General features: G+C 38.1%; 15 protein-coding genes. 9 read left to right on the plus strand and 6 right to left on the minus strand.

Annotated elements, in window-relative coordinates; genetic code table 11:
* Nucleotides 1–97 precede the first annotated feature (97 nt).
* Nucleotides 98–775 (plus strand): SDR family oxidoreductase, encoded by a 678-nt coding sequence (locus tag PL9631_RS03890; RefSeq protein ID WP_083617218.1) that lies wholly within the window; start codon nucleotides 98–100, stop codon nucleotides 773–775.
* Between the two features lie 20 nt (nucleotides 776–795).
* On the opposite strand, the gene PL9631_RS03895 is transcribed toward PL9631_RS03890, so the two are convergent.
* On the minus strand, nucleotides 796–1,218 hold the full coding sequence (locus PL9631_RS03895; RefSeq protein WP_083617220.1) for a hypothetical protein: 423 nt from the start codon (nucleotides 1,216–1,218) through the stop codon (nucleotides 796–798).
* Between the two features lie 60 nt (nucleotides 1,219–1,278).
* On the opposite strand from PL9631_RS03895, the gene petN reads away from it, so the two are divergent.
* From petN to PL9631_RS03910, 3 genes are all read left to right on the plus strand, one after another.
* The gene (petN, locus tag PL9631_RS03900) at nucleotides 1,279–1,368 is read left to right on the plus strand and encodes a cytochrome b6-f complex subunit PetN (protein WP_071782645.1); all 90 of its coding nucleotides are present in this window, start codon (nucleotides 1,279–1,281) and stop codon (nucleotides 1,366–1,368) included.
* A 229-nt stretch (nucleotides 1,369–1,597) separates the two neighbouring features.
* Nucleotides 1,598–5,371 (plus strand): hypothetical protein, encoded by a 3,774-nt coding sequence (locus PL9631_RS03905; protein ID WP_083617223.1) that lies wholly within the window; start codon nucleotides 1,598–1,600, stop codon nucleotides 5,369–5,371.
* A 167-nt stretch (nucleotides 5,372–5,538) separates the two neighbouring features.
* The gene (locus PL9631_RS03910) at nucleotides 5,539–7,785 is read left to right on the plus strand and encodes a glycosyltransferase family 2 protein (RefSeq protein WP_083617226.1); all 2,247 of its coding nucleotides are present in this window, start codon (nucleotides 5,539–5,541) and stop codon (nucleotides 7,783–7,785) included.
* A 26-nt stretch (nucleotides 7,786–7,811) separates the two neighbouring features.
* On the opposite strand, the gene PL9631_RS03915 is transcribed toward PL9631_RS03910, so the two are convergent.
* Entirely contained in the window at nucleotides 7,812–9,119 is a 1,308-nt protein-coding gene (locus tag PL9631_RS03915; protein WP_083617229.1) for a hypothetical protein, read from the minus strand.
* Nucleotides 9,120–9,215: 96 nt separating this feature from the next.
* Between PL9631_RS03915 and PL9631_RS03920 the strand changes: the two genes are divergently transcribed.
* Nucleotides 9,216–9,974 (plus strand): ABC transporter ATP-binding protein, encoded by a 759-nt coding sequence (locus PL9631_RS03920; protein ID WP_083617231.1) that lies wholly within the window; start codon nucleotides 9,216–9,218, stop codon nucleotides 9,972–9,974.
* Nucleotides 9,975–10,167: 193 nt separating this feature from the next.
* On the opposite strand, the gene PL9631_RS03925 is transcribed toward PL9631_RS03920, so the two are convergent.
* Both PL9631_RS03925 and PL9631_RS03930 read right to left on the minus strand, forming a co-directional pair.
* Nucleotides 10,168–11,175 (minus strand): SGNH/GDSL hydrolase family protein, encoded by a 1,008-nt coding sequence (locus tag PL9631_RS03925; RefSeq protein WP_083617291.1) that lies wholly within the window; start codon nucleotides 11,173–11,175, stop codon nucleotides 10,168–10,170.
* 165 nt (nucleotides 11,176–11,340) lie between these two features.
* Complete coding sequence (locus PL9631_RS03930; RefSeq protein ID WP_231516635.1) at nucleotides 11,341–12,930, minus strand: phenylacetate--CoA ligase family protein; 1,590 nt, start codon at nucleotides 12,928–12,930, stop codon at nucleotides 11,341–11,343.
* Between the two features lie 23 nt (nucleotides 12,931–12,953).
* Here PL9631_RS03930 and PL9631_RS03935 point away from each other — a divergent pair, with 23 nt between their 5' ends.
* Together PL9631_RS03935 and PL9631_RS03940 are read left to right on the plus strand one after the other, a co-directional pair.
* Nucleotides 12,954–14,762, plus strand: coding sequence for a serine/threonine-protein kinase (locus PL9631_RS03935; RefSeq protein WP_083617236.1), 1,809 nt, complete (start codon nucleotides 12,954–12,956; stop codon nucleotides 14,760–14,762).
* Between the two features lie 129 nt (nucleotides 14,763–14,891).
* Nucleotides 14,892–16,682, plus strand: coding sequence for a transporter substrate-binding protein (locus PL9631_RS03940; protein WP_083617239.1), 1,791 nt, complete (start codon nucleotides 14,892–14,894; stop codon nucleotides 16,680–16,682).
* A gap of 159 nt (nucleotides 16,683–16,841) precedes the next feature.
* Here PL9631_RS03940 and PL9631_RS03945 read toward each other — a convergent pair whose 3' ends face one another.
* Together PL9631_RS03945 and ggt are read right to left on the minus strand one after the other, a co-directional pair.
* The gene (locus PL9631_RS03945) at nucleotides 16,842–17,573 is read right to left on the minus strand and encodes a glutamine amidotransferase-related protein (protein ID WP_083617243.1); all 732 of its coding nucleotides are present in this window, start codon (nucleotides 17,571–17,573) and stop codon (nucleotides 16,842–16,844) included.
* A gap of 171 nt (nucleotides 17,574–17,744) precedes the next feature.
* Nucleotides 17,745–19,295, minus strand: coding sequence for a gamma-glutamyltransferase (ggt, locus tag PL9631_RS03950; protein ID WP_083617246.1), 1,551 nt, complete (start codon nucleotides 19,293–19,295; stop codon nucleotides 17,745–17,747).
* 269 nt (nucleotides 19,296–19,564) lie between these two features.
* Between ggt and PL9631_RS03955 the strand changes: the two genes are divergently transcribed.
* Together PL9631_RS03955 and PL9631_RS03960 are read left to right on the plus strand one after the other, a co-directional pair.
* Nucleotides 19,565–20,056: a DUF4168 domain-containing protein gene (locus PL9631_RS03955; RefSeq protein WP_156090447.1), complete on the plus strand. Its 492-nt coding sequence runs from the start codon at nucleotides 19,565–19,567 to the stop codon at nucleotides 20,054–20,056.
* A gap of 44 nt (nucleotides 20,057–20,100) precedes the next feature.
* Nucleotides 20,101–20,583, plus strand: coding sequence for a DUF4168 domain-containing protein (locus PL9631_RS03960; RefSeq protein WP_083617249.1), 483 nt, complete (start codon nucleotides 20,101–20,103; stop codon nucleotides 20,581–20,583).
* Nucleotides 20,584–20,768 lie beyond the last annotated feature (185 nt).

The raw sequence follows: 20,768 nt of genomic DNA on the forward strand, positions 1-20,768 counted from the left end.
ATTGTAGCTTTTATTGATTTATCAGAGATTTTCGATGAACCTAAGCATCTAGTACATTAAGACACCGAACCTACCAATTAGTGAAACCTTAACATCAATGAACACAGAATCTTATATTTTTGTTGCGGGTGCAAGTCGTGGTGTGGGCGCAGAGGTGGTTAAATTCCTGCGAAACCAGCAAATCAATGTCAAAGTCCTATTAAGAACACCGGATAGTCGTCCAGAATTGGAAGCCCTGGGGGTGCGGGTGGTGATGGGGGATGCTTTGGATATGGGGGCCGTTGAACAGGCGATATTAGGCCCAGAAACGATTTCGGCGGTGATTAGTACCATTGGCGGTTTACCCAAGGATGGAGAGCGGGCGGACTATTTAGGCAATAAAAATTTAACTGATGCGGCCGTGAAAGCGGGCGTCGGGAAGTTTATTTTAGTATCTTCGATTGGGAGTGGGGAGAGTGTGGTGGCCTTACCCCCCCAGGCGTTTGAAACCTTAAAATCGGTTTTGGTGGAAAAGGAAAAAGCCGAACAGCATTTAATTGATAGTGGACTGAATTATACGATTATTCGTCCGGGGGGGTTGAAGTCTGAACCTGCCACTGGCAACGGGGTATTAACGGAAAATTATCGGGTAGCCGGAACGATTCATCGGGCGGATGTGGCTCAATTGGTCTGTGATTGTTTATGTTTGGAGGCTGCTAATTATAAGATTCTCTCAGCCGTTGACCGAAATATGACCTATGGACAGCCGGATTTTGAAGTTTTGAATTTGAGTTAATCTCCTTTGTCTATTGCCTTCTATTTAAAGGGTTTAACCCATCCTTTTTGTAAGGCTATATCTAAAATAAATCCGGCTATTGCAAATAACAATAAACTTTCTCCCCCTAAAAGTATTATCTGTTCTAGGGGGGTTGGGGCATTGAGTAAAACTTCAATTTCTGCGAGGGCGCGCACCAGTCCAAAGGCAAAAATCCCCCCTAATTTTAATTGAGGATTATCGTCCCCGCGAATAATATAACGATAGGTGACTCCAAACAAAAACCCACTAACTCCTGCTAGGGGAGTTGAAAATAGAACATTAACAGATGTGTCCCCCAGCCAGAGGTTAACCCAACTCAGGATAAAATGGCTCAGTCCTACACAAAAACCGGCTATAATCCCTGCCTTGAGAGATTCTAAGCGTTCAGATGCCGTAAAATTTGAGCCCGATTGAGAGTTCATGCGATCGCTCCTGGTATGATCTACGGTAGAGTCATTCTGCAACGTTTTTTATATATCACTATGGATATTGTGTCATTGGGCTGGGTTTCGCTGTTAGTGTTATTTACGTTTTCAATTTCCATGGTTGTTTGGGCGCGTAACGGATTCTAATATTAATTCTGTTAAACCCAACAAACACCTTAGAGACGTGCCCCGGCCCGTCTCTATTTTAATTATGGGGGCAAATCCCTATCTTGCTATAATTTTTTGATACAATCCCTGCCATTTGTAATATAGTGCTAGGGAACAGGGAATACTGATAGACAGCCAGATTTTTGATTAATACCAACAAGAGGGAACGCCCCCGCCGCTTTCTGAAAAACCTATAACCGGTTTGCCCATGTCTGTTTCAAAACCTTTAGTTCGTATTTTAATTCAGGCGGATAGTACCAATCCAAGGTTATTAGAAGGGTTAGAAGTTTGGTTGAATTTGGGTTTATTATCCGATGCACAAGTTCGTCAAATTGGTGAACTATATTTGAGTGACCCACTGCCTAAAAAGACGGTTACTGCTGGAAACAATCAACGGGTTTTGACCGAAAAAACAACTCCAAAGCCTGTTGTTTCCCCATCCCCTCAACCTGCTTTTCAATTTCCTACTTTTGCCACCCATTTAGTTGAATCCTTGAAAGCTGAGTTGAGTGTGCGTTGGCTATTGTTTTTAGGATTATTTTTAGTTATTGTTTCCTCTGGAGTTTTAGCCGCAAGTCAGTGGGAAAAATTTCCCGCCACTGGACAATATTTGATTTTATTAGCCTATACCTTTGGGTTTTGGGGCGCGAGTTTATGGGGTTCTCAGCAGTCCCGTTTGCCCGTCACCTCGGAAGCCTTAAGATTAGTCACTTTATTATTAATTCCTCTGAATTTCTGGGCTATGGATGGGTTAAAGTTATGGTCAAATTCCTTGGGGTTATTGACCATTGCCATTGCTGCCCTAGCCCTAACTGCTTTAAGTGTACTTTTATATCGAAACCAAGGAGAATTCCAAAGCCGTTCTTTCTTCAATCATTTAGGATTAAGTTATTTAAACTGGGGATGGCAAATTCCGGGTTTTCCCATAATTGCGGTTTATTTGGGAATTATTATTACAGGATTTTTAACCATTGCTAACCCTCCGCCGACTCCCTCTACTCCTAGCCCAAAGATTGATTTTAAAATTGTTGTTATTTATCTTTTAACTGTACTTTTGGGTCGGGCAATTTTTGTGGTTAATGTTGATATTACTCAACTGGGATTAGCTTTGGGCATTTTTGCCGGATTTCTCTATATTTCTTCCTCATTAATTTTACATCGTTCTAGCTATTTTATTTTATTCTTCGGTTGGTTAGTCACTGTTTTTACCCAACCTTGGCAGGGGTTTTTAGTCAGTGGAATTGGGGTTGTAATTTTCCGTCACCATTTATTAAAATATTGGCGAGAGCGAGATTTGGCGGCAATATTTGGTTTCGGGTTATCAATGGTGGCTTTAGTCGGTCGTTTAATTCCCCCAGAATTAAGGAAAAGTGCCATTGGTGTAGGGGTAGAAATAACCAGTTCTCAGGATTCACCTTGGGCGTTACTGAGTTTAACCTGGTTTCCCTATTTAATTTTTATGGTGGTTGTAACCGATTGGATTTATCGCCGTCCGCAACAAAAGGTAGCGCATTTTGGAGATTTTCTGAGTTTAATATTTGGTGCGTTTTTAACCTGTTTATCTCTATCAAATCCGGCATTGCGATCGCTAAATCTGTTAGCCTCAACTATTACTTTAGCAATTGTTATCAGTCGTCGTCAACCCCTAAAACCTATTGTCGTTTTGGGAACTCATCTTTTAGGATTAGTCACCTTTGCTAATCTGGTTTACTGGCAATTTCCCAACTTAGCCGCAGACGATTGGGCAATTATTTTATTAGTCTTAATGGTCGGTGAATTTCTATTATTTACGGTCAATAGTCCCGTGGGAAATATTATCCGTAGAGATGCCTTAGACCTAGGAATATTATTGTCTGGAATTAGTTATATTTTATTTTTTACTAACTTTAATCTTTTTACCCCCCAGACCATAACCATTGCTTGGTTAATCACACCCCTAGGATTAACCTATGTAGCGACACAAACTACAGAATCTCAACAAAAAAAAGCTGCTATCTTTAGTATTATCGCCTGTGGTTTAGTTAATATTTTAACCCTAACTCACCCTCAAATCCGGTTAGTGAGTTTAGGTTTAACAACAATATTCATGGTTGTTAATACGGGAATTATTAAAAACCTATTATCATCGGTTTTTACCGTTGGTTTGGGATTAGGCTTTTTGTTTCTATCTGTCCAAAATTTTATTACCACAGAAGGGTGGTTAATACTTTTAGGTTTAACTATTACAGGATTATGGGGATTACGTTTTCTGTTATTCCGTTATGATGTAACTCAATCCAATATTGTTAGAATTTATCAACAATCCTTTGATGCTTGGGCTAGGACGTTGTTAGGATTTGAACTATCAATAATAACCCTTAATTCATTTGGGGTTTTATTGAATGAAATTCCCAGAAATGTTAGCCTAATTTCTACCCTAATTATTTTAATTACAGCCGTAAGTTTTCGAGGATTAGATTGGGGAAACCCTCGGAAAATAGCTGGGTCTGGATTCTCTCCTTGGATACTATATAGTTTGGCTTTGCTTGTAGAATTACTAATTATTGAAATTCTGATTTATGTTAACCAATCTTTTGTGAGTTTCGCGGTTGCTAATATTATTTTAGGACTAACAACTCAACTATTTGGGGATTGGTGGCAACGGCATTATCAAATTGAAAAGTTGCCTAATCCTTGGCAAATTATTCCAATTATTTATGGTATTTTAGCCATTATTTTCCGAGTTCAAACCTTCGATAACTGGACGGGATTAATCTCTTTAGGATTTGCCTTGATGTTAATTGGGATTGGCAGAAGAAATATTACAACTAAACCTCTAGTTTATTTAGGATTAGTCGGGGTTTCTGTTTCTACCTACGAAATATTATTCTATCAAATTAATGCCCAAACTTTAACAGAACAATTGATTGCTTTTGCCACATTAGGAACCAGTTTAATGTATGGCTACCGAATTCTTAGTCCTTGGTTAATAGATTATTTACGGATTCCTGAACCTGAAATTAAAATTATTGCCCATTTGCATTGGTTTATCAGTAGTATATTATTAGGTTTAGTGGCTTTAAGTCCCATTAATCCCCAGCTTTTATTAACGATTGGAACCAGTGTACTATTAATTCGTTATGCTCTATTCCAAGGTCGCCATAATTCCGATTTAGACACCGCAGAAACTTGGATTTATGTTAGTTTAATCCAAGCAACAGGTTTAGTTATTTATCTACAGCACTTAATCGATTTAAGCGACTTTTTGATTCCCTGGTCAGGGTCATTAGTCTCGATTCTCTCCTATTTCTTTTATATTCTTCCTTGGAATGTTTGGGGATGGCCCGTTAGACCTTGGAAAAGAGCAGCTATTATTCTCCCTGTAATTACCCTTATCGGTTCCCATTCTATTCTGCAACCCGAACAAGAGTTAACCTGGTATTTTTCATTGATTTTTGGAACTTTATTCTATATTATTTTAGCAAAATTAACTCAAAATATTCGCCTAACCTACCTCAGTTTAATCTTAATTAGTTTTACCTTTTATGATTGGCTAGGCTCAACAGATGATATATTTATTTTTACCCTCCCCATATCTTGCTCATTGCTCTATTTTTCCCAGGTTGAACCGAGTTTAAAATTAGAAAAAAATCGAGATTTACGTCATGGATTAAGGGTTTTGGGAACGGCTGTTTTATCTGGAACTTCCATGACGACCTCTGAAGGAAACGGAATTGTGCCTGGAATTTTAAATTTAATCATAATTTTTGCTGGATTAGGACTAAGAATTAGAGCTTTTCTCTATATTGGAACCGCAGTATTTTTAATTAATATTGTAAATCAACTTATTATTTTAAATTCGATTTATTCCTTTATTAAGTGGATAATTGTGTTTATTTTAGGAGTGGTTTTAATCTGGATTGCAGCTAATTTTGAAACCCGTCGAGAACAGTTAATCACCCTTTGGAATAACTGGATGGCAGAATTAACAACCTGGGAATAAGTTAGACCTTATTTCCTACTAGAAACCAAAAATCAGTCCCAGGAGAGATAGCAGAACCCGGTCATTTCCCCAACAATGTTAAATAATGTAAAGAAGTCCTTCTGCTAGTTAGGGATGACCCCTGACTCAATCGGGAGCAGGTGGGTTTTAACGGGAGTTTCCACATTATGACGTCAAATTTAAGTCGTCAACGCCTGAAACGCTGGGTTTTATTGGGATATCCTCTCCCACAAACCGCCACTTTAGTATTTTTGGGACTCATCACATTGATGAGTATTATTATTATTGCTGCGTTGACGGGCGAACCCAATATCACAGAATTTTTTAATACTCTATCTCAATGGCAAGATAATCCTCCTTGGTGGTCGGAAGTTCCTGAAATTTCTACTCAATATTTATTCCTCCCTACCCTCGTGTTTGCGATGATAGCAGGAATAATTATTAAACTCTCTCCCCAACCTAAAACGGGGACAAGAACTCTAATTGTTGGGATTAATTTAGCGATTATTATTAGATATGTATTATGGCGTAGTGTTTCTACTTTAAATTTAACTCATCCCGTCGCTGCAATATTAAGTTTAAGTTTATTTTTAGTAGAATTGATGATTTTTTCAGCTACCAGTTTACAACTCTATTTGTCCCTGAAAATCAAAGATAGGGTGAGGGAATCCCATCAAATGTCCCAGGGAATTTTAGAGAAAACCTTTACTCCTAGCGTGGATATTCTGATTCCCAGTTATGATGAACCAGAATTTATTATCAAACGCACAATTATCGGTTGTCAGGCGTTAGATTATCCCCATAAAACTATTTATCTGCTGGATGATACCCGCCGCCCTGAAATTAAAAAATTAGCCCAAACTTTAGGATGTGAGTATATTACGCGGGTTGATAATCTTCATGCAAAAGGTGGAAATTTGAATCATGGGTTAACTAAAACTAAAGGAGAATTAATTGTGGTTTTTGATGCGGATTTTATTCCAACTAAAAACTTTTTAACTCGCACTTTAGGTTTTTTCCAAGACCCTGAAATTGCTGTAGTTCAAACACCCCAAAGTTATTATAATTTTGACCCCATTGCTCGAAATTTAGGCTTAGAAAACTATTTGCTTCCCGATGAAGAACAATTTTATCGTCAATTAGAATTAATTAAAGATTCTGTTGGCAGTTTGGTTTGTGCCGGAACTTCTTTTGTGATGCGTCGCAGTGCATTAGAACAAATTGGAGGGTTTGTTACTGAATCTATTTGTGAAGATTATTTTACCGGAATTCGTTTATCTGCCTATGGGTATCGTCTAGTTTATTTGAATGAAAAACTCAGTGCGGGTTTAGCCGCAGAAAATATTAATGCTCATTTAACCCAACGAGAAAGATGGGGACAGGGAACATTACAAGCCTTTTTTATTGAGTCTAACCCCTTAACAATTCCCGGGTTAGATTTATTACAACGGTTATCTCATTTGGAAGGATTAGTTAATTGGTTTATGTTTGGGTTGAGAATTTATCTATTGACAATGCCATTAATTTATGCTTTCTTTAATATCCTTCCGATTCAAGCTTCTTTGCAGGAATGGTTATATTTTTTTGCTCCCATATACTTATTTCAATTAATCGTTTTTTCCTGGTTAAATTATCGAAGTCGTTCATTTATTTTTAATGAAATCTGCTCACTTCAACATTGCTTTCATTTATGTTTGATGGTATTTATGACTTTGTTAAGTCCTTTTAAAAAAGGTTTTAATGTTACCCAAAAAGGCATTCAACAAAATCAATTTGTTTTGCATAAACCCTTAGCTTTTCCCCTAATTGTGTTATGGATATTAACGGCTTCAGCCGTGGTTAAACTCCTAATAGGTGGGACACCAGAATTAGAAAATATTAACCCAGAAAGTGGCATTAATTTAGGCATAATTTGGGGTGTTTACAATTTAGTTATTATCACTCTATCAATTTTAATAACTATTGACGCGCCCAAAGCCGATAATTATGATTGGTTTGAATTGCGTCGAGTCGTAAAACTTGAGATTCAAAATCAAACCGTCTGGGGAATTACCACCAAACTATCAGAAGCTGGGGCAGAAATTAATATTATGACTGAATATCCTCTGCTTTTTAAACCCCATGAAAAACTTCAATTAAATTGTATTGAGGAAAATTTAAGCCTTCAAGGATTTATCAAAACCTCTGAATTTCAAGGAGAAAAATTAACAATTCAGGTAGAATTTGAAGCGGTGAGTTTATCTCAATACCGTCAATTAGTGGAATTGTTGTTTTGTCGCCCAGGTCAATGGAAAAATCACAAATCTCCCGGGGAATTGCGATCACTTTTTTTGGTTTTAAAAACCTTATTTAAACCTCGATTTTTATTTGATAAAAAACCTAAAATCCAAGGAATGAAAGTCGGACAATTTTAGATTTGGTACTCGGGGTATGATTAAGGTTAATTATCTTGATTATTCTCCTCTAAGCGTTTTTGCCATTCCGTATCGGTTTTATCCGAATTGTTGATTTCTTGTTCTAATAAATCCGTTTCAGTTGTATAAGCTAAATTATCGGAATTAATCACAGTTTTTTTGGCAAATTGACGAGCATAATTGAGTTTGTTACTTAAAATTGAACCTCCCTCAGCTAAAATATTAGCTCTTTCTTTTCGGATAGTATTGCGCCCATTAATATTTTTATTTTTCCATTGAACCCAATAATATCGAATCAAGGGAATTGTTAAAAATCCTACGCCATAAATTAATAACACTGGATAGATAACATTCATAAACCCTAAAAATCCAGTTAAATATCCAGCAATTTCCGGGGTTTTTAATAAACTTCCTAACATTAAAGCTCCAATCACATTCGCCCCCCCTAAACCAATTGCCCCCATAATTTGGCCGGAACTTGCCAAACTGAATCGCCAATTTTTTTCTTTTAAATAAGTAGGGACGGATTGAGATGGGGATGATGTAGCCGTGGTTTGTAATTCGGGAAAATGATAGATTAACTGTCCCTCTGGACTGACCTCTGGTCTGCCATCAAATCGAGTTAAAATCGGTAACATATAACCTTCATAGTCCTGGGCGACTGAACTCCCAATTTCATCTAAATAAGGCGTAATTTGTTCGGCGATAATCGCGCCTTCTTGGTTTTGAATCAGCTTTCCTATGGTTTGCCATCGGCGTTCTTCTAAATTATAATTGGGGTTGCCATCTCCAAAAATAAACGAAAAAACAGATTCTAAAAAATTCATCTGTTTCTTTTTACTACTCTTGGCTTTCTGCTGTTGATAATTACTGTGATTATCAGGATAAAACCACCGAAAATCAGGCATTAACCAACCTATCCAAAACCAACTCCCACCCCGATTTCCTCCTGAACTATTATTATTTTGACTGCTATTAATCACGACTAAAATAGTAATAATAGCCACGGCAATCATTAGAATCGAGGCAATCAAAATAATTCCAAAGGAAATTCTAATCAGATAAAATAAAACTTTCCAAATTTTATTCCATCCGTCTTTTAACTTTAATTGCCAATATTTATTCCGCAAAATTGCCCGAAAATTCCCGGGAAAGGCAAAAGCAATCTCTCCCGACTCAGCCACTTGCAAATGACCTCCGGCTTCCGAGGCTAGGACTAAAAGCTCCCGTTGGGCAATATTAATATCAATTCCCGCTTGAGTCGCCACATCCCCACTGGTCACCCGATGTCCCAGTTTTTCAACCGCATTGATAATACTAGGATTTAGAACCATAGGTTTCTCCGATTGGGTCTTCAAAAAATAAGTAGTAAACCCGATTATAATAAATTGTATAGCAAGTAATGCGTCACATCCTATCCTATTAAAGCGATGAAAACATCAATTTATACCCCAACAGAAAATCAAGATTATCAGCCCAATCCTGTGATTATTCATTTGGAAAATGTGGCTAAAGTTTATGGGATGGGTGATATTCAAGTTCAGGCTTTAAAAGGAGTAACCTTAACCGTAGAACAAGGAGAATACTGTTCGATTATGGGGGCGTCAGGTTCGGGAAAATCAACGGCGATGAATATTATCGGATGTTTGGATCGTCCGTCCGCAGGGGCTTATTATTTGGATGGGGTGAATGTGGCGCAAATGTCGGAAAATAATTTAGCCCGAATTCGTAATATTAAATTAGGGTTTGTGTTTCAACAATTCCATCTTTTACCCCAATTAAGTGCTTTAGAAAATGTAGTTTTACCCATGATGTATGCCGGGATTCCTTCGGCTGAACGTAAAGAAAGGGCAAAACAAGCATTAATTCGAGTCGGGTTAGAAAATCGATTAAATAATAAACCGAATCAACTTTCTGGAGGTCAACAACAACGGGTGGCGATCGCTCGTGCTATTGTTAATCGTCCCGTATTATTATTAGCAGATGAACCTACCGGAGCATTAGATTCTCAAACGACTCAAGAAGTGATGGATATTTTTACGGAATTAAATGCGGGGGGAATGACCGTCGTAATGGTGACTCATGAAGCCGATGTTGCCCGCCAAACTCGTCGGATTGTTTGGTTTAAAGATGGTGAAGTTATTCATTCCCATCTCACCCCAAATGATTTACACAGTGCTATTTTTTAAGATGAAATTCTATTTTTGTTGTTGGGCGTTGTTGGGCGTTGTTGGGCTTTAGCCCATCTTCTCAAGGTCTAAAACCTCACAACAGGGGACTTTTTTTAGCTGAGACTCTATTAAGAATGGGCTAAAGCCCAACAACTAAGAGGCGGCTAAAGCCCAACAACAGCCCAACAACGGGAAGTTTTTTCAGCTTCGTTTATGCTAGTTTCTTATTTTTCTTTAACAAAAGTAATCCTAAACCTATTCCTGTTAAAGCAAATATTGTACTAGGTTCGGGAGTAGACTTAAATTCCTTTTCAATAGTTGCATAAGCAGCATCTGCTATTAATTTATGACCCTTGGTTGTTGGGTGGAAATCATCCCAGAATAAATATTCATCGGGGTTAGTACAAGCGACTAATAAACAGCCATCGCTTACATTGGCTAATCCATAGTCACCCGGGTTTTTAAGGGCATCCTCAAACAAATTATTGGCATCAAAAAGGGCAATTTTAGAATTGAATAAGGATTGATTTAAGTCTGTAATTTTTTGGTTTAGTAAAGTGTTATGAGCTTGAACTGTTTCTTGTAAATTGCCTGGATTACTACTTCCTAAAGGAGTTTTGCTTAAATCGGGTAAATTGCCAATTAAGAAATTTCTAGCACCGATCTTATGTAATTCTTCGATAGCCCAGGATAAATTATTAACAACTCCCGCAGTATCTTTACTACCTGCATAGGTATAATCATTGGCGCCCGCCCAAAGCACATACAAAGAATTCGGGTCAGCCGTTTGACCTGCTTTTAATAAAGGTTGAGTCAAGGCATTTACTTGAGTCTTGACACCCGGTAGTCCAGCAAGTCCCGGGTCAAAGAGATAAGCAATATTTTCTGTCCCCGAAGTTGCACCCGCAAAGGCATAATTAACACCTTTAGCCGAGGGTATGCCATTCGTGTCCATGTAGGGAATAGGATTGAGTCCTAAATCATCGGCTAAATAGTCTGTCCAAACGGGGCCATTAGAAAAGCGTCCTTGGTCATAGGGGGCTGGAGGAAATAAACCACCAGAAGCTTTAAAGACATTCCCAGGATCACTCAGACTATCTCCGAAAATGTTAATACTGCTAAATTTTGCGGCTTGTGCTGCATTTATTCCTGTAATTGTAAATGCAATTGTTCCAATGGAAGCCGCTAGGAAACGACCCGTAGTATAAATATTGAGCATAGGAAGTTACACCTTGATGGCTGAAATTGACTCCATGGCCTAATTTAGCATTTTATTCTGTGGGTCGTCCGTAGAATTACGGGGATATTGTAAAGTTTGGGGAGAGTTTTTGTAAAACTTCCGTAAATATACAGGGAGTTAATAGTTAACTTTAGGGTGATGCTTCTAATTTTTTCGGGTATAGCGATGTTTTACTCCCAGGGGAAAATATTCGGCATCTCCGGTTAATTTGAGGGTGATTTTAGGGGTTTGATATTCCGGGGGAACATAATTAGCAAATTCACTATTCAGACGTTTTAATTGGAATAAAATAGAAGTGGCGATCGCCTCTTTTTTATCCGCCGTTTTTTGAATCCCCGGTGCTAATTCTACCACCACCGATAACCAGCGATTTTGATCCGAATCTTCCAAAATAGACATCACAAATTTACCCGTCACCCAATCTTTAATTAAGGGTTGTTCTAAACCTACGGTAACATTTTCAGGATAAATATTAGCTCCGAAATAGGAAAGAATAAATTGCGATCGCCCAAACACAAAAACAAAAGGTAATTGATAAATTCCGCGATCGCCTATTTTTTGTAATTCTAAAATCGGATCAAAATCCCATTGTTTCAAAAAGTCTAACATTTGCTCAAATCCAATAATTCCTCCTTGATCAGCAATATGATATCTAATTAAGGGAATCCCATTATCACCCGAAAATAATAGGGTTCCCATGATAGAATCATCGGTTTTTTGTACTTCAAAAAATCGACTTTGGGGGTCATATTGAACCAAAGTAGGAAGTCGAGATTCTCCAAATAATTGTTTAGCAATATCGGGATTTTTAGCTAAAAACCGCCGGATACAAATACTTAAAGGCGTTTCATTCCCTAAAACTCCCGCATCTGCCGTACCATATAGACTAGCTGAATCATAATTGGGTTGAGTTGATCCCAGCCTTTCCCCGACTAAACTCCGCCATTCCTCACTAAAAACCTCTCCCGCAAATACTAATTTAACTTGATATTTTGCCCATTCTATGCCTTGATTAATTCCCGTATCAATGACATCTTTAATAAACGGAGGATAGCCTAATAAAACCACCTGATCAAACTGTTCTCCCAATTCTCGAATTACGCGAAAAATTTCCGGTTTTTGATTCCCTGGGGTAATGACTGTAAGTGGATAACCTTTGGTGGCTAAATGACGACAACAGGCCGTTGTATACATTCCTCCAACCCAAGTTCCCAAGGTAAAACAAATTACTGCTAAAGTTCGACGTTGATCCGCTTGAAAGCTATCATAAAAAATCTGTTCAAAGCGAGTGGCAATTTGCAATTCATCACTAATAAAACGGGGCCAAAATGTCGGATTTCCAGTGGAACCGGAAGAAACCGCAATCAAATCACAGGTTTCTAATTGACCGTGACGACACAATTGGGATAAGGAATATTGACGTAAATAATTGTCTTTAGTCATTAAGGGCAAAGTTTGGAAATCTTCCCCGGTTTGAATCTGATCAATAGACCGATGATGGGAGGCTAAAAACTGTTGATAGGCAGGAACTTTTGTGACAACATCTTGAAATAGTTGTAAAACAGAAGTAACCCCTCTATCTTTAGAGGGTTGAACTAAATCTGATAGGGGTGTGAATAAAAAGCCGTTTAAGGCGGAAATTGCCCGTTGGCGTTGTTCGTCTCGCAGTTGGCCCATGCTACAGTCCTCATAAATTGCTACTCTCAATTTAGACAGATCGGAACCATTCAGCATTTATTTTTTCACCCTAACACCCCATGAGTCAATTAATTTATCCGGGTCTTGTTTTGAGAAACCATTACGCCATCGTCCGTGAGTTAGGACATGGGGGTTTTGGACGGACTTATTTAGCCCAAGACCAACATCGGTTTGATGAACTTTGCGTTTTAAAAGAATTTTCTCCCCAGGTGCAGGGCAGTTTTGCTTTAAAAAAATCCCAGGAATTATTTGAGAGAGAAGCGGAGATTCTCTATAAATTAAAACATCCCCAAATCCCTCGATTTCGTGAATTATTTCGAGAAACAATTGATAATAAAGGTTATTTATTTTTTGTACAGGATTATGTTGAGGGGTTCAACTATCGGAGTTTACTGAATCAACACACTTTTACAGAAGCCGAAGTCATACAATTATTATTTCAAATTTTACCTATATTAGACTATATTCATAGTTATGGCGTGATTCATCGAGATATTTCTCCTGATAATATGATTCAACGTCAAGCTGATGGTTTACCGATGTTAATTGATTTCGGCGGCGTTAAATTAATTCAAGCCAAAGTAGAATCGGAATTAGCAGTACAAGGGGGTCAAAATCCCTCACCTACGAGATTAGGAAAAGTGGGGTATGCTCCCGATGAACAAATGCGTTTGGGTATGGTTTATCCCAATAGTGATTTGTATGCTTTAGCGGCAACTATGTTAGTTTTATTAACCCGAAAGGAACCCCAACAATTAATTGATCCACAAACTTTAAGTTGGAATTGGAGAAAATACACCCAATTAAATCCTAAATTTGGGGAAATATTAGATAAAATGTTAGCCTATCGTCACAGCGATCGCTTTTCATCGGTTCAGGATGTTCTAGTCGCTCTTTCCGCCATAAATCCACCCCCAAAAACCTCTATAAATCCCACTCAACCCATCCTAAATCAGAGCTTATTCCCCCAACCTTTTTCCCCTCAAGCCGCAAAATCTTCTCAGATCAAAATGCCTTTATTGGTATTTATTGCTATTTTAACTTTGGGGATTTTTGGATGGTTGGGAGGACGTTATGGGTTAAATCATTATGCAAATCAAGATTTAAACCAACTCTCAAAAACGGAGGAAAAACGACAAAAAGCATTACAAGAACAACGGCGTTTATTAAATATTGATTTCAACTTTTTTGTGAATTTAGTTAACGAAGAATTTTATACTCGCTATCCCGAACAACGGGGAAGAACCTTAACAGATACACCCTCCGATGCAATTTGGCGAGAAAAATGGGATCAAATTGCAGATCAGTTTTTACAACATTTAGCGAAACTTAGTGATCAATCTCGGATAAAATTAGGAACCTATAGTAATGATCTATATCGCTTAAAAGCACAAGCGAATCAGTTAAATTTAAGCAGTAAATCCTTATCTGATTTAGCAGACGCTAAATTTTTTAATTTATTTCCAGAACAATCGAGAAATTCTGATTTATTAGGATTACCAATAGGACAAGTTTGGCAAGCTGTTACCGATGATATAGTTAAAAATTTAGAAGCGGGAACGGCTTGGGAACGGGTAGAGTTTGCTTCTAAAAAAACTCGAAAAACCTTAAAAGATCGGTTAAAACCTGGAGAGGGAAAAATCTATATTGCTCGCTTTAATAAAAATCAAGATTTACGGGTGCGTCTCAAATCCCCAGAATCCTCAACTTTACTTTCCATTTATACACAAAAAGCTCAATCCTTGCTGGGAGATTCTGCTAAAAACCGTTGGTCAGGTCGTTTACCCGATTCTGGTGATTATCAAGTCGTTGTGGTGTCTAAATATTCCCGACCGTTTGACTATGAGTTAACCCTAGAAACTCGTTAAGAAGTTTATCATTGTTGATAAGTATTCAAACGAACCGAAAAGTTATCGGCTATCTGTGATAATTGAATATTTCTAATTGTCTAGGTTCAGGTTCTCATCCATGCCAGACTCTCAAGGATATTAAATTTTATGGAAAAAATAAAAGTTGGGATTTTATATTCATTAAGCGGAACTATGGCGATGAGCGCGACGCCATTGTTAGAAGCAACCTTGATGGCGATCGCAGAAATTAATGCTCAAGGCGGGATTTTAGGGTATGAAATTGAACCGGTGATTGAAGACGGTGCTTCCAATATTTCTGTCTTTGAAGACAAAGCCAGAAAATTATTAGAAATTGATCAAGTGGCTACGGTATTTGGCTGTTGGACATCGATGGCCCGTAAAGCTGTTAAACCGATATTTGAACAGTTTAATATTTTACTCTGGTATCCCCTTCAATACGAAGGTTTAGAATCTTCTCCTAATATTTTTTATAGCGGCTCCTGTTTGAATCAACAAATTCAACCAGTGATTAGTTGGTCACTCGAAAACTTAGGCAAACGATTTTATTTATTGGGTTCGGATTATGTATTTCCCCGCACGGCTAATAAATTAGTCAAATCCCTTCTTAAACACGAGGGAGGAACGGTCGTGGGAGAACATTATTTTCCCTGTGGAGATAAAAACTTTACTGATATTATTCACGAAATCCAAGATCTAAAGCCAGATATTATTTTTAATACATTAAATGGAGATAGCAATTTTTATTTTTATAACAGCTATTATCATGCGGGAATTAAACCATCGGATCTGCCGATTATGGCCATGAGTATTTCCGAGTCGGAAGTTCAGAGTATCGGTAAAGCCAGTATCGGTCACTATGCTGGCTGGAGTTATTTTCAAAGTTTAAATACTCCCAATAATCAAGAATTTGTTAATAACTTTAAAGCCTTATATGGTCAAGAAAGAGTCACTTCTGATCCCATTGAAGCCGCTTATTTTCAAGTTTATCTCTGGAAACAATCCGTAGAAAATGCAAAAAGTTTTGAAACCGATGCAGTCCGACAAGCTGCTTATCATCAAATCTTTCATGCCCCAGGGGGATTAGTTAAAATTGAACCAAATCATCATTTATGTAAACACTGTTATATTGGTCGCGTCACCGAAGTTAAACAGTTTGAGATTATTTGGAAAAGTCCTAATTTAATTAAACCTTTACCCTGGTTAGGAGTAGAAGAATTAAAAAATTTTCCTCAAGCTGATTTAGTTATTGATATGTTAGCCGAGTTATCCCAAGGGATTCAATACAGTTGTTTATTAGAGCAAAATAGCCTCAGTTTACAAATAACTATGGCAAAATTACAACTTGAAATTGAAGAACGCCAACGGATTGAAATTGCCTTACAAGAGGTCAATAAAGAATTAAAATATATGGCAATTACCGATAGTTTAACTAAACTCTCTAATCGATATTGGTTTAATGAATGTTTGAAATCTCTATGGCATCAAAATCTACAGAATAAAACCCCCTTAGCATTAATTTTATGTGATATTGATTATTTTAAAAATTATAATGATACCTACGGTCATCAAATGGGGGATTACTGTTTGCAACAGGTTGCTCAAGCGATTAAAAAAGCCGTCAGAAATACTTGTGATATTGTCGCTCGTTATGGCGGAGAAGAATTTGCGGTAATCCTACCCCGCACCGCCTTATTTGATGCCTCACAAGTGGCTACTCGGATTAATCTGGAAGTCCAACAACTTGAGATTCCTCATTTAAACTCTTTAGTTGAGAAGTATGTGACACTCAGTTTAGGAGTTGCTAGTCAAATTCCCCGATTGAATTCTTCTCCTGAATTGTTAATTTCTGAAGCTGATAAAGCCCTTTATCAAGCGAAACATAATGGTAAAAATCAATGGTGTTTACACTATGTTTAAGATGAAGGGAACAGGGAATAGGTAATGGGTAATGGGTAATGGGTAATGGGTAATAGGGAATATTTACTAGCCATAAAATCTTGTGATAATAACCGAAAAATAAATCACTTTCGAGCTATTTGTATAACTGATTTAGACTTGCTATATTCCCTATTTTATTTAGGCAGAGCGTCTTTCTAGCTGTAAGCGTTGTTCCGATTGAATTGAATTAATCCAAAGCGGAATAAATGTTTTCAACCATTTTTCTCCTTGAATTCCATACAAACGGTGTCTTCTTAATTGTTCTATAATAGATTGGCTTCCGGGTAAAGTTAATTGTTCCATGTCGCGCTCAATCCACCGTTGCATTAATGCCCCAGTTATTTCAGGATGAAACTGAAAACCATAGGCGGTTTTTCCATAGCAAAATGCTTGGTTTGCAAAGGTTTTTCCCGTGGCTAATAATACGGCTCCAGAGGGTAATTCAAAGCCTTCTCGATGCCAGTGGTAAACATATTCCAGAGAATTAAAATAATCCTGTCCTTCTATCGTTGGAGTAATGGGAAAATAGCCAATTTCTCGAATTTCCTGGGGATGAACAGATACTTTTGCTCCTAAAACTTTGGCTAAAAGTTGCGCCCCTAAACAAATGCCTAAATAGGGTTTTTTAGACTCCAAAACTAGAGGAATCCAGTTTAGTTCGGTGCGAATATGGGGTAAACTATTCTCATCATTGGCGCTCATTGACCCCCCAAAAACAATCACCCCATCATGTTTGTCTAAATGTCCCGGTAAACTGTCCCCATGACTAGGAAGGCGAATATCGAGTTTATAACCATAGGATGTTAGAATTTGTCCCACCCGTCCCGTCTCGGAAGTAGGTTGGTGAATAATAACGAGAATATGTTTCATGCGTCTGATGATTCCAATAAACTATTCAAACAAACCACAAGTTAGTCTATTATTAAACAATAAAACACTATGGGTATTCTAGTATAGTTTTCCCAGATAATTGTTGTATTTTTTAATACATTTTAGTAAAGAAATATTAATTAATTCCTGCAAAAACTGAGAAAACCTTGATTAACTCTTTAAACTGACACCACTCCGACGTTCATCTCCAGCCCCAAATAACTCTCCATCTGCGGTTCTAACTAAAGTATGAACACCGCCAAAAAACATATTTTTTTCCGGCCATAATCTGATTATATCCTGTTCAGATAAATCAAGACTATTAATAATTTCAGTATCAAAACCGGGTTCTATATCCAAGCGATGATTTTCCCAATGAAACCGAGGGTTACTAACCGCATCTTCCACGGAAAAATTAAAATCAATTAAATTTAATAGGACTTGTAAAATAGCTGTCCTAATCCGATTTGAACCTCCAGAACCCATGACAAATTCTGGTTTACCCTGATTTAATACTAAAGTTGGAGACATCATTGAGGAGATTCTGACATTTTCCGGCCAGAGATGAAATCCCAGGGGGTTTAGGTCTTCTTCTCCTAACATATTATTAACCATAATTCCCGTTCCCGGAATCATATATCCCGAACCTTCTCCATTAGAAGTTGTAACACTCGCGGCATTTCCTTCTTGATCTAAAACACTAATATGGGTGGTACTTCCCCATTTATTCACCGCATGAATTAACGGTTGTTGATAACTAGAGGCAGAAGATAAAAAAGTATCTGTAATATTATCTTGATATAAATTACCATCTAACCGATCTGTCCTGGCAATATTAGTTAATTGCATGACGGTTTTTACAAGCTCTAAATATTGGCGACTCCCAAACTCAATTCCACTCAAATCAACGGCTGATAACAACTCTAAGGCAAAAGCAATTAAGGTTCCGCCCGCACTCGGTGGTGGATTAGTTAATATGGTTTTTCCTCGATAGTTAATTGTTAAAGGTTCCCGTTCAATTACCCTATAATTATTCAGATCTTCTAAAGTTAAATGTCCGCCACTATTTTGACAATCTCTCACCAAATTTTGAGCGATTTCTCCTTGATAAAATTCTGCCCTTCCTCCCGAGATTAAAGCCTCTAAAGTCTGGGCAAAGTTATTCATAATTAAGCGATCGCCCGTCTTTAAAATATCACCTTCAGGAGCATAAATTTCCCGTCCTTCCGCCGTTGTTAATAGAATAGGTTGTAACAAATTAGAGAAGGTATAAGCCTGAAAAGAATTAACTTCTACCCCCTGTTTTGCTAAACCGATCGCGGGTTCCGCCACTACAGAAAAAGGCAAACGTCCCAGGGTTTCATGAACCCGAATTACCCCTGCCCAAACCCCCGGAACTGCCATCGAACCTAAACCAATATGAAATTCCTGAATTATCCTACCAAAATTAACCCCAACTGGATAAAAATTTAACTCCGATATCGGACATTTATATCGGGGAGTTTGAGTAAAAAAATCAAATAAAATATTCTGATTTGTATGGGTATGAGCCAATAAAAATCCCCCACCAGCGAGGGAAGTTAAACCCGGTTCGGTAACACAAGCCGTCAAAATACAAGCCACCGCCGCATCAAAAGCATTACCACCCGCCTCAAACATTGCCAAACCTGCGGCAACGGTTTCTGGATGTCCTGCGGCTATTACCCCGTTTGTTTTCTTCATACTTTTTTAAATTTTCGAGGTCAACGTTTCAGGATACAATAGATTTTCCATCTAAAAAGTTTCACTTCCTGCGATTAAGCCTTTTCAGTATCAAGTTTTTCTCTGCGTACAAGTCAAACCCTCAGTTTTTTTGAAGTCAAACTTGTGACTGGACATAGAATTCTTAGCTAAAGCGTTTTTAAATTTTGGATGAGGAACTTCTTACCCATAAAATAATTCAAGATAACTAAGCACTTTCACCAGCTACTGTGGCGTCAAAACCTTTGAATATGATGGATTCTTTGCGTACCTTACGATTCATGCCTCAACACCCCCTTACCCGTGCTCTGCTACTGGGACTATTTTCTTCGGGCGCGGTTTTGTTGGGAGTTGTCCCAGATGGGTTAGTATCAACGGCTTCTGGTTTCAATACCGTTGTTCTGGCCCAACAGTCCCCAGAATTTAGTGAAGCTGAAATTCGGAATTATGCCCGTGCTGTCCTAGGAATTGAACCCAGACGCCAGACCGCCTATAACGAAATTCAAGCGATATTTGGAGCCGGGAAGTCTCTCCCGAATGTGGTTTGCAGTGAAACCCAAGCTATTAATAGCCTTGATAAAGGTGTTCGAGATATTGCGGTGAATTACTGCACCCAAGCAAAATCTATCATTGAAACTAACGAGTTAACCATTACTCGTTTCAATCAAATTACCCAAAGTCAACAGGCTGACCCCGCGTTACAAAAACGGATTCAAGGGGAACTCCAGCGCCTACAAAACTGATCTGAGATTTTCTCAAATTTAACTCTATATATGATGAACCTGCTATGAAAACTACATTACTATTTCGTCAAATTCTATCGAAATCCTTAACCGTTGCGATTCTATCCGGTTGTGGTGGTTTTATTGGATGGAGTCAAACACCCTCCCAAGCTTTTCCGTCCTTAAGTTGGGGTTCGCCCGCCCAGGCTCAAGATAGTTTTAACTATAGTGAAGAAACGATTAAAAATTATGCCCGGGCAGCCTTGGCCCTAGAATCCCGACGTCATGAAGTAGCCAATGAAATTAAAAAAATTGTTGGAGATGTTCCCCGAATTATTTGTGACCAACCCACCAGTTTTAATGCCTTACCCGGAAATGCGCCTCAATTAGCAGTGAGTTACTGTGACCAAGCAAAACGAATTATTGAATCAAAGGGATTAACAATTTCTCAGTTCAATGATATGACCCGTCATCAACAAAATGATCCGCGTTTTAGACAACGAATTCAAGCGGAAATTTTAAAATTATTACAATCAGGCGCAAACTAACCGTTGTTGCGCTTGGGCGCATCAAGAGGGGCTAGAGCAACGATAACGAAACCTTTTATGTTGTTGCGCTTCAGCGCACTAAGAGGGGGCTAAAGCCCAACAACGAAACCTTTTATGTTGTTGCGCTTCAGCGCATCCAGAAGGGCTAGAGCAACGACAACGATTTTTTTAAGATTAATTATAGA

The sequence above is a fragment of the Planktothrix paucivesiculata PCC 9631 genome (genome assembly GCF_900009265.2).
In the GTDB taxonomy this organism is placed as follows: domain Bacteria; phylum Cyanobacteriota; class Cyanobacteriia; order Cyanobacteriales; family Microcoleaceae; genus Planktothrix; species Planktothrix paucivesiculata.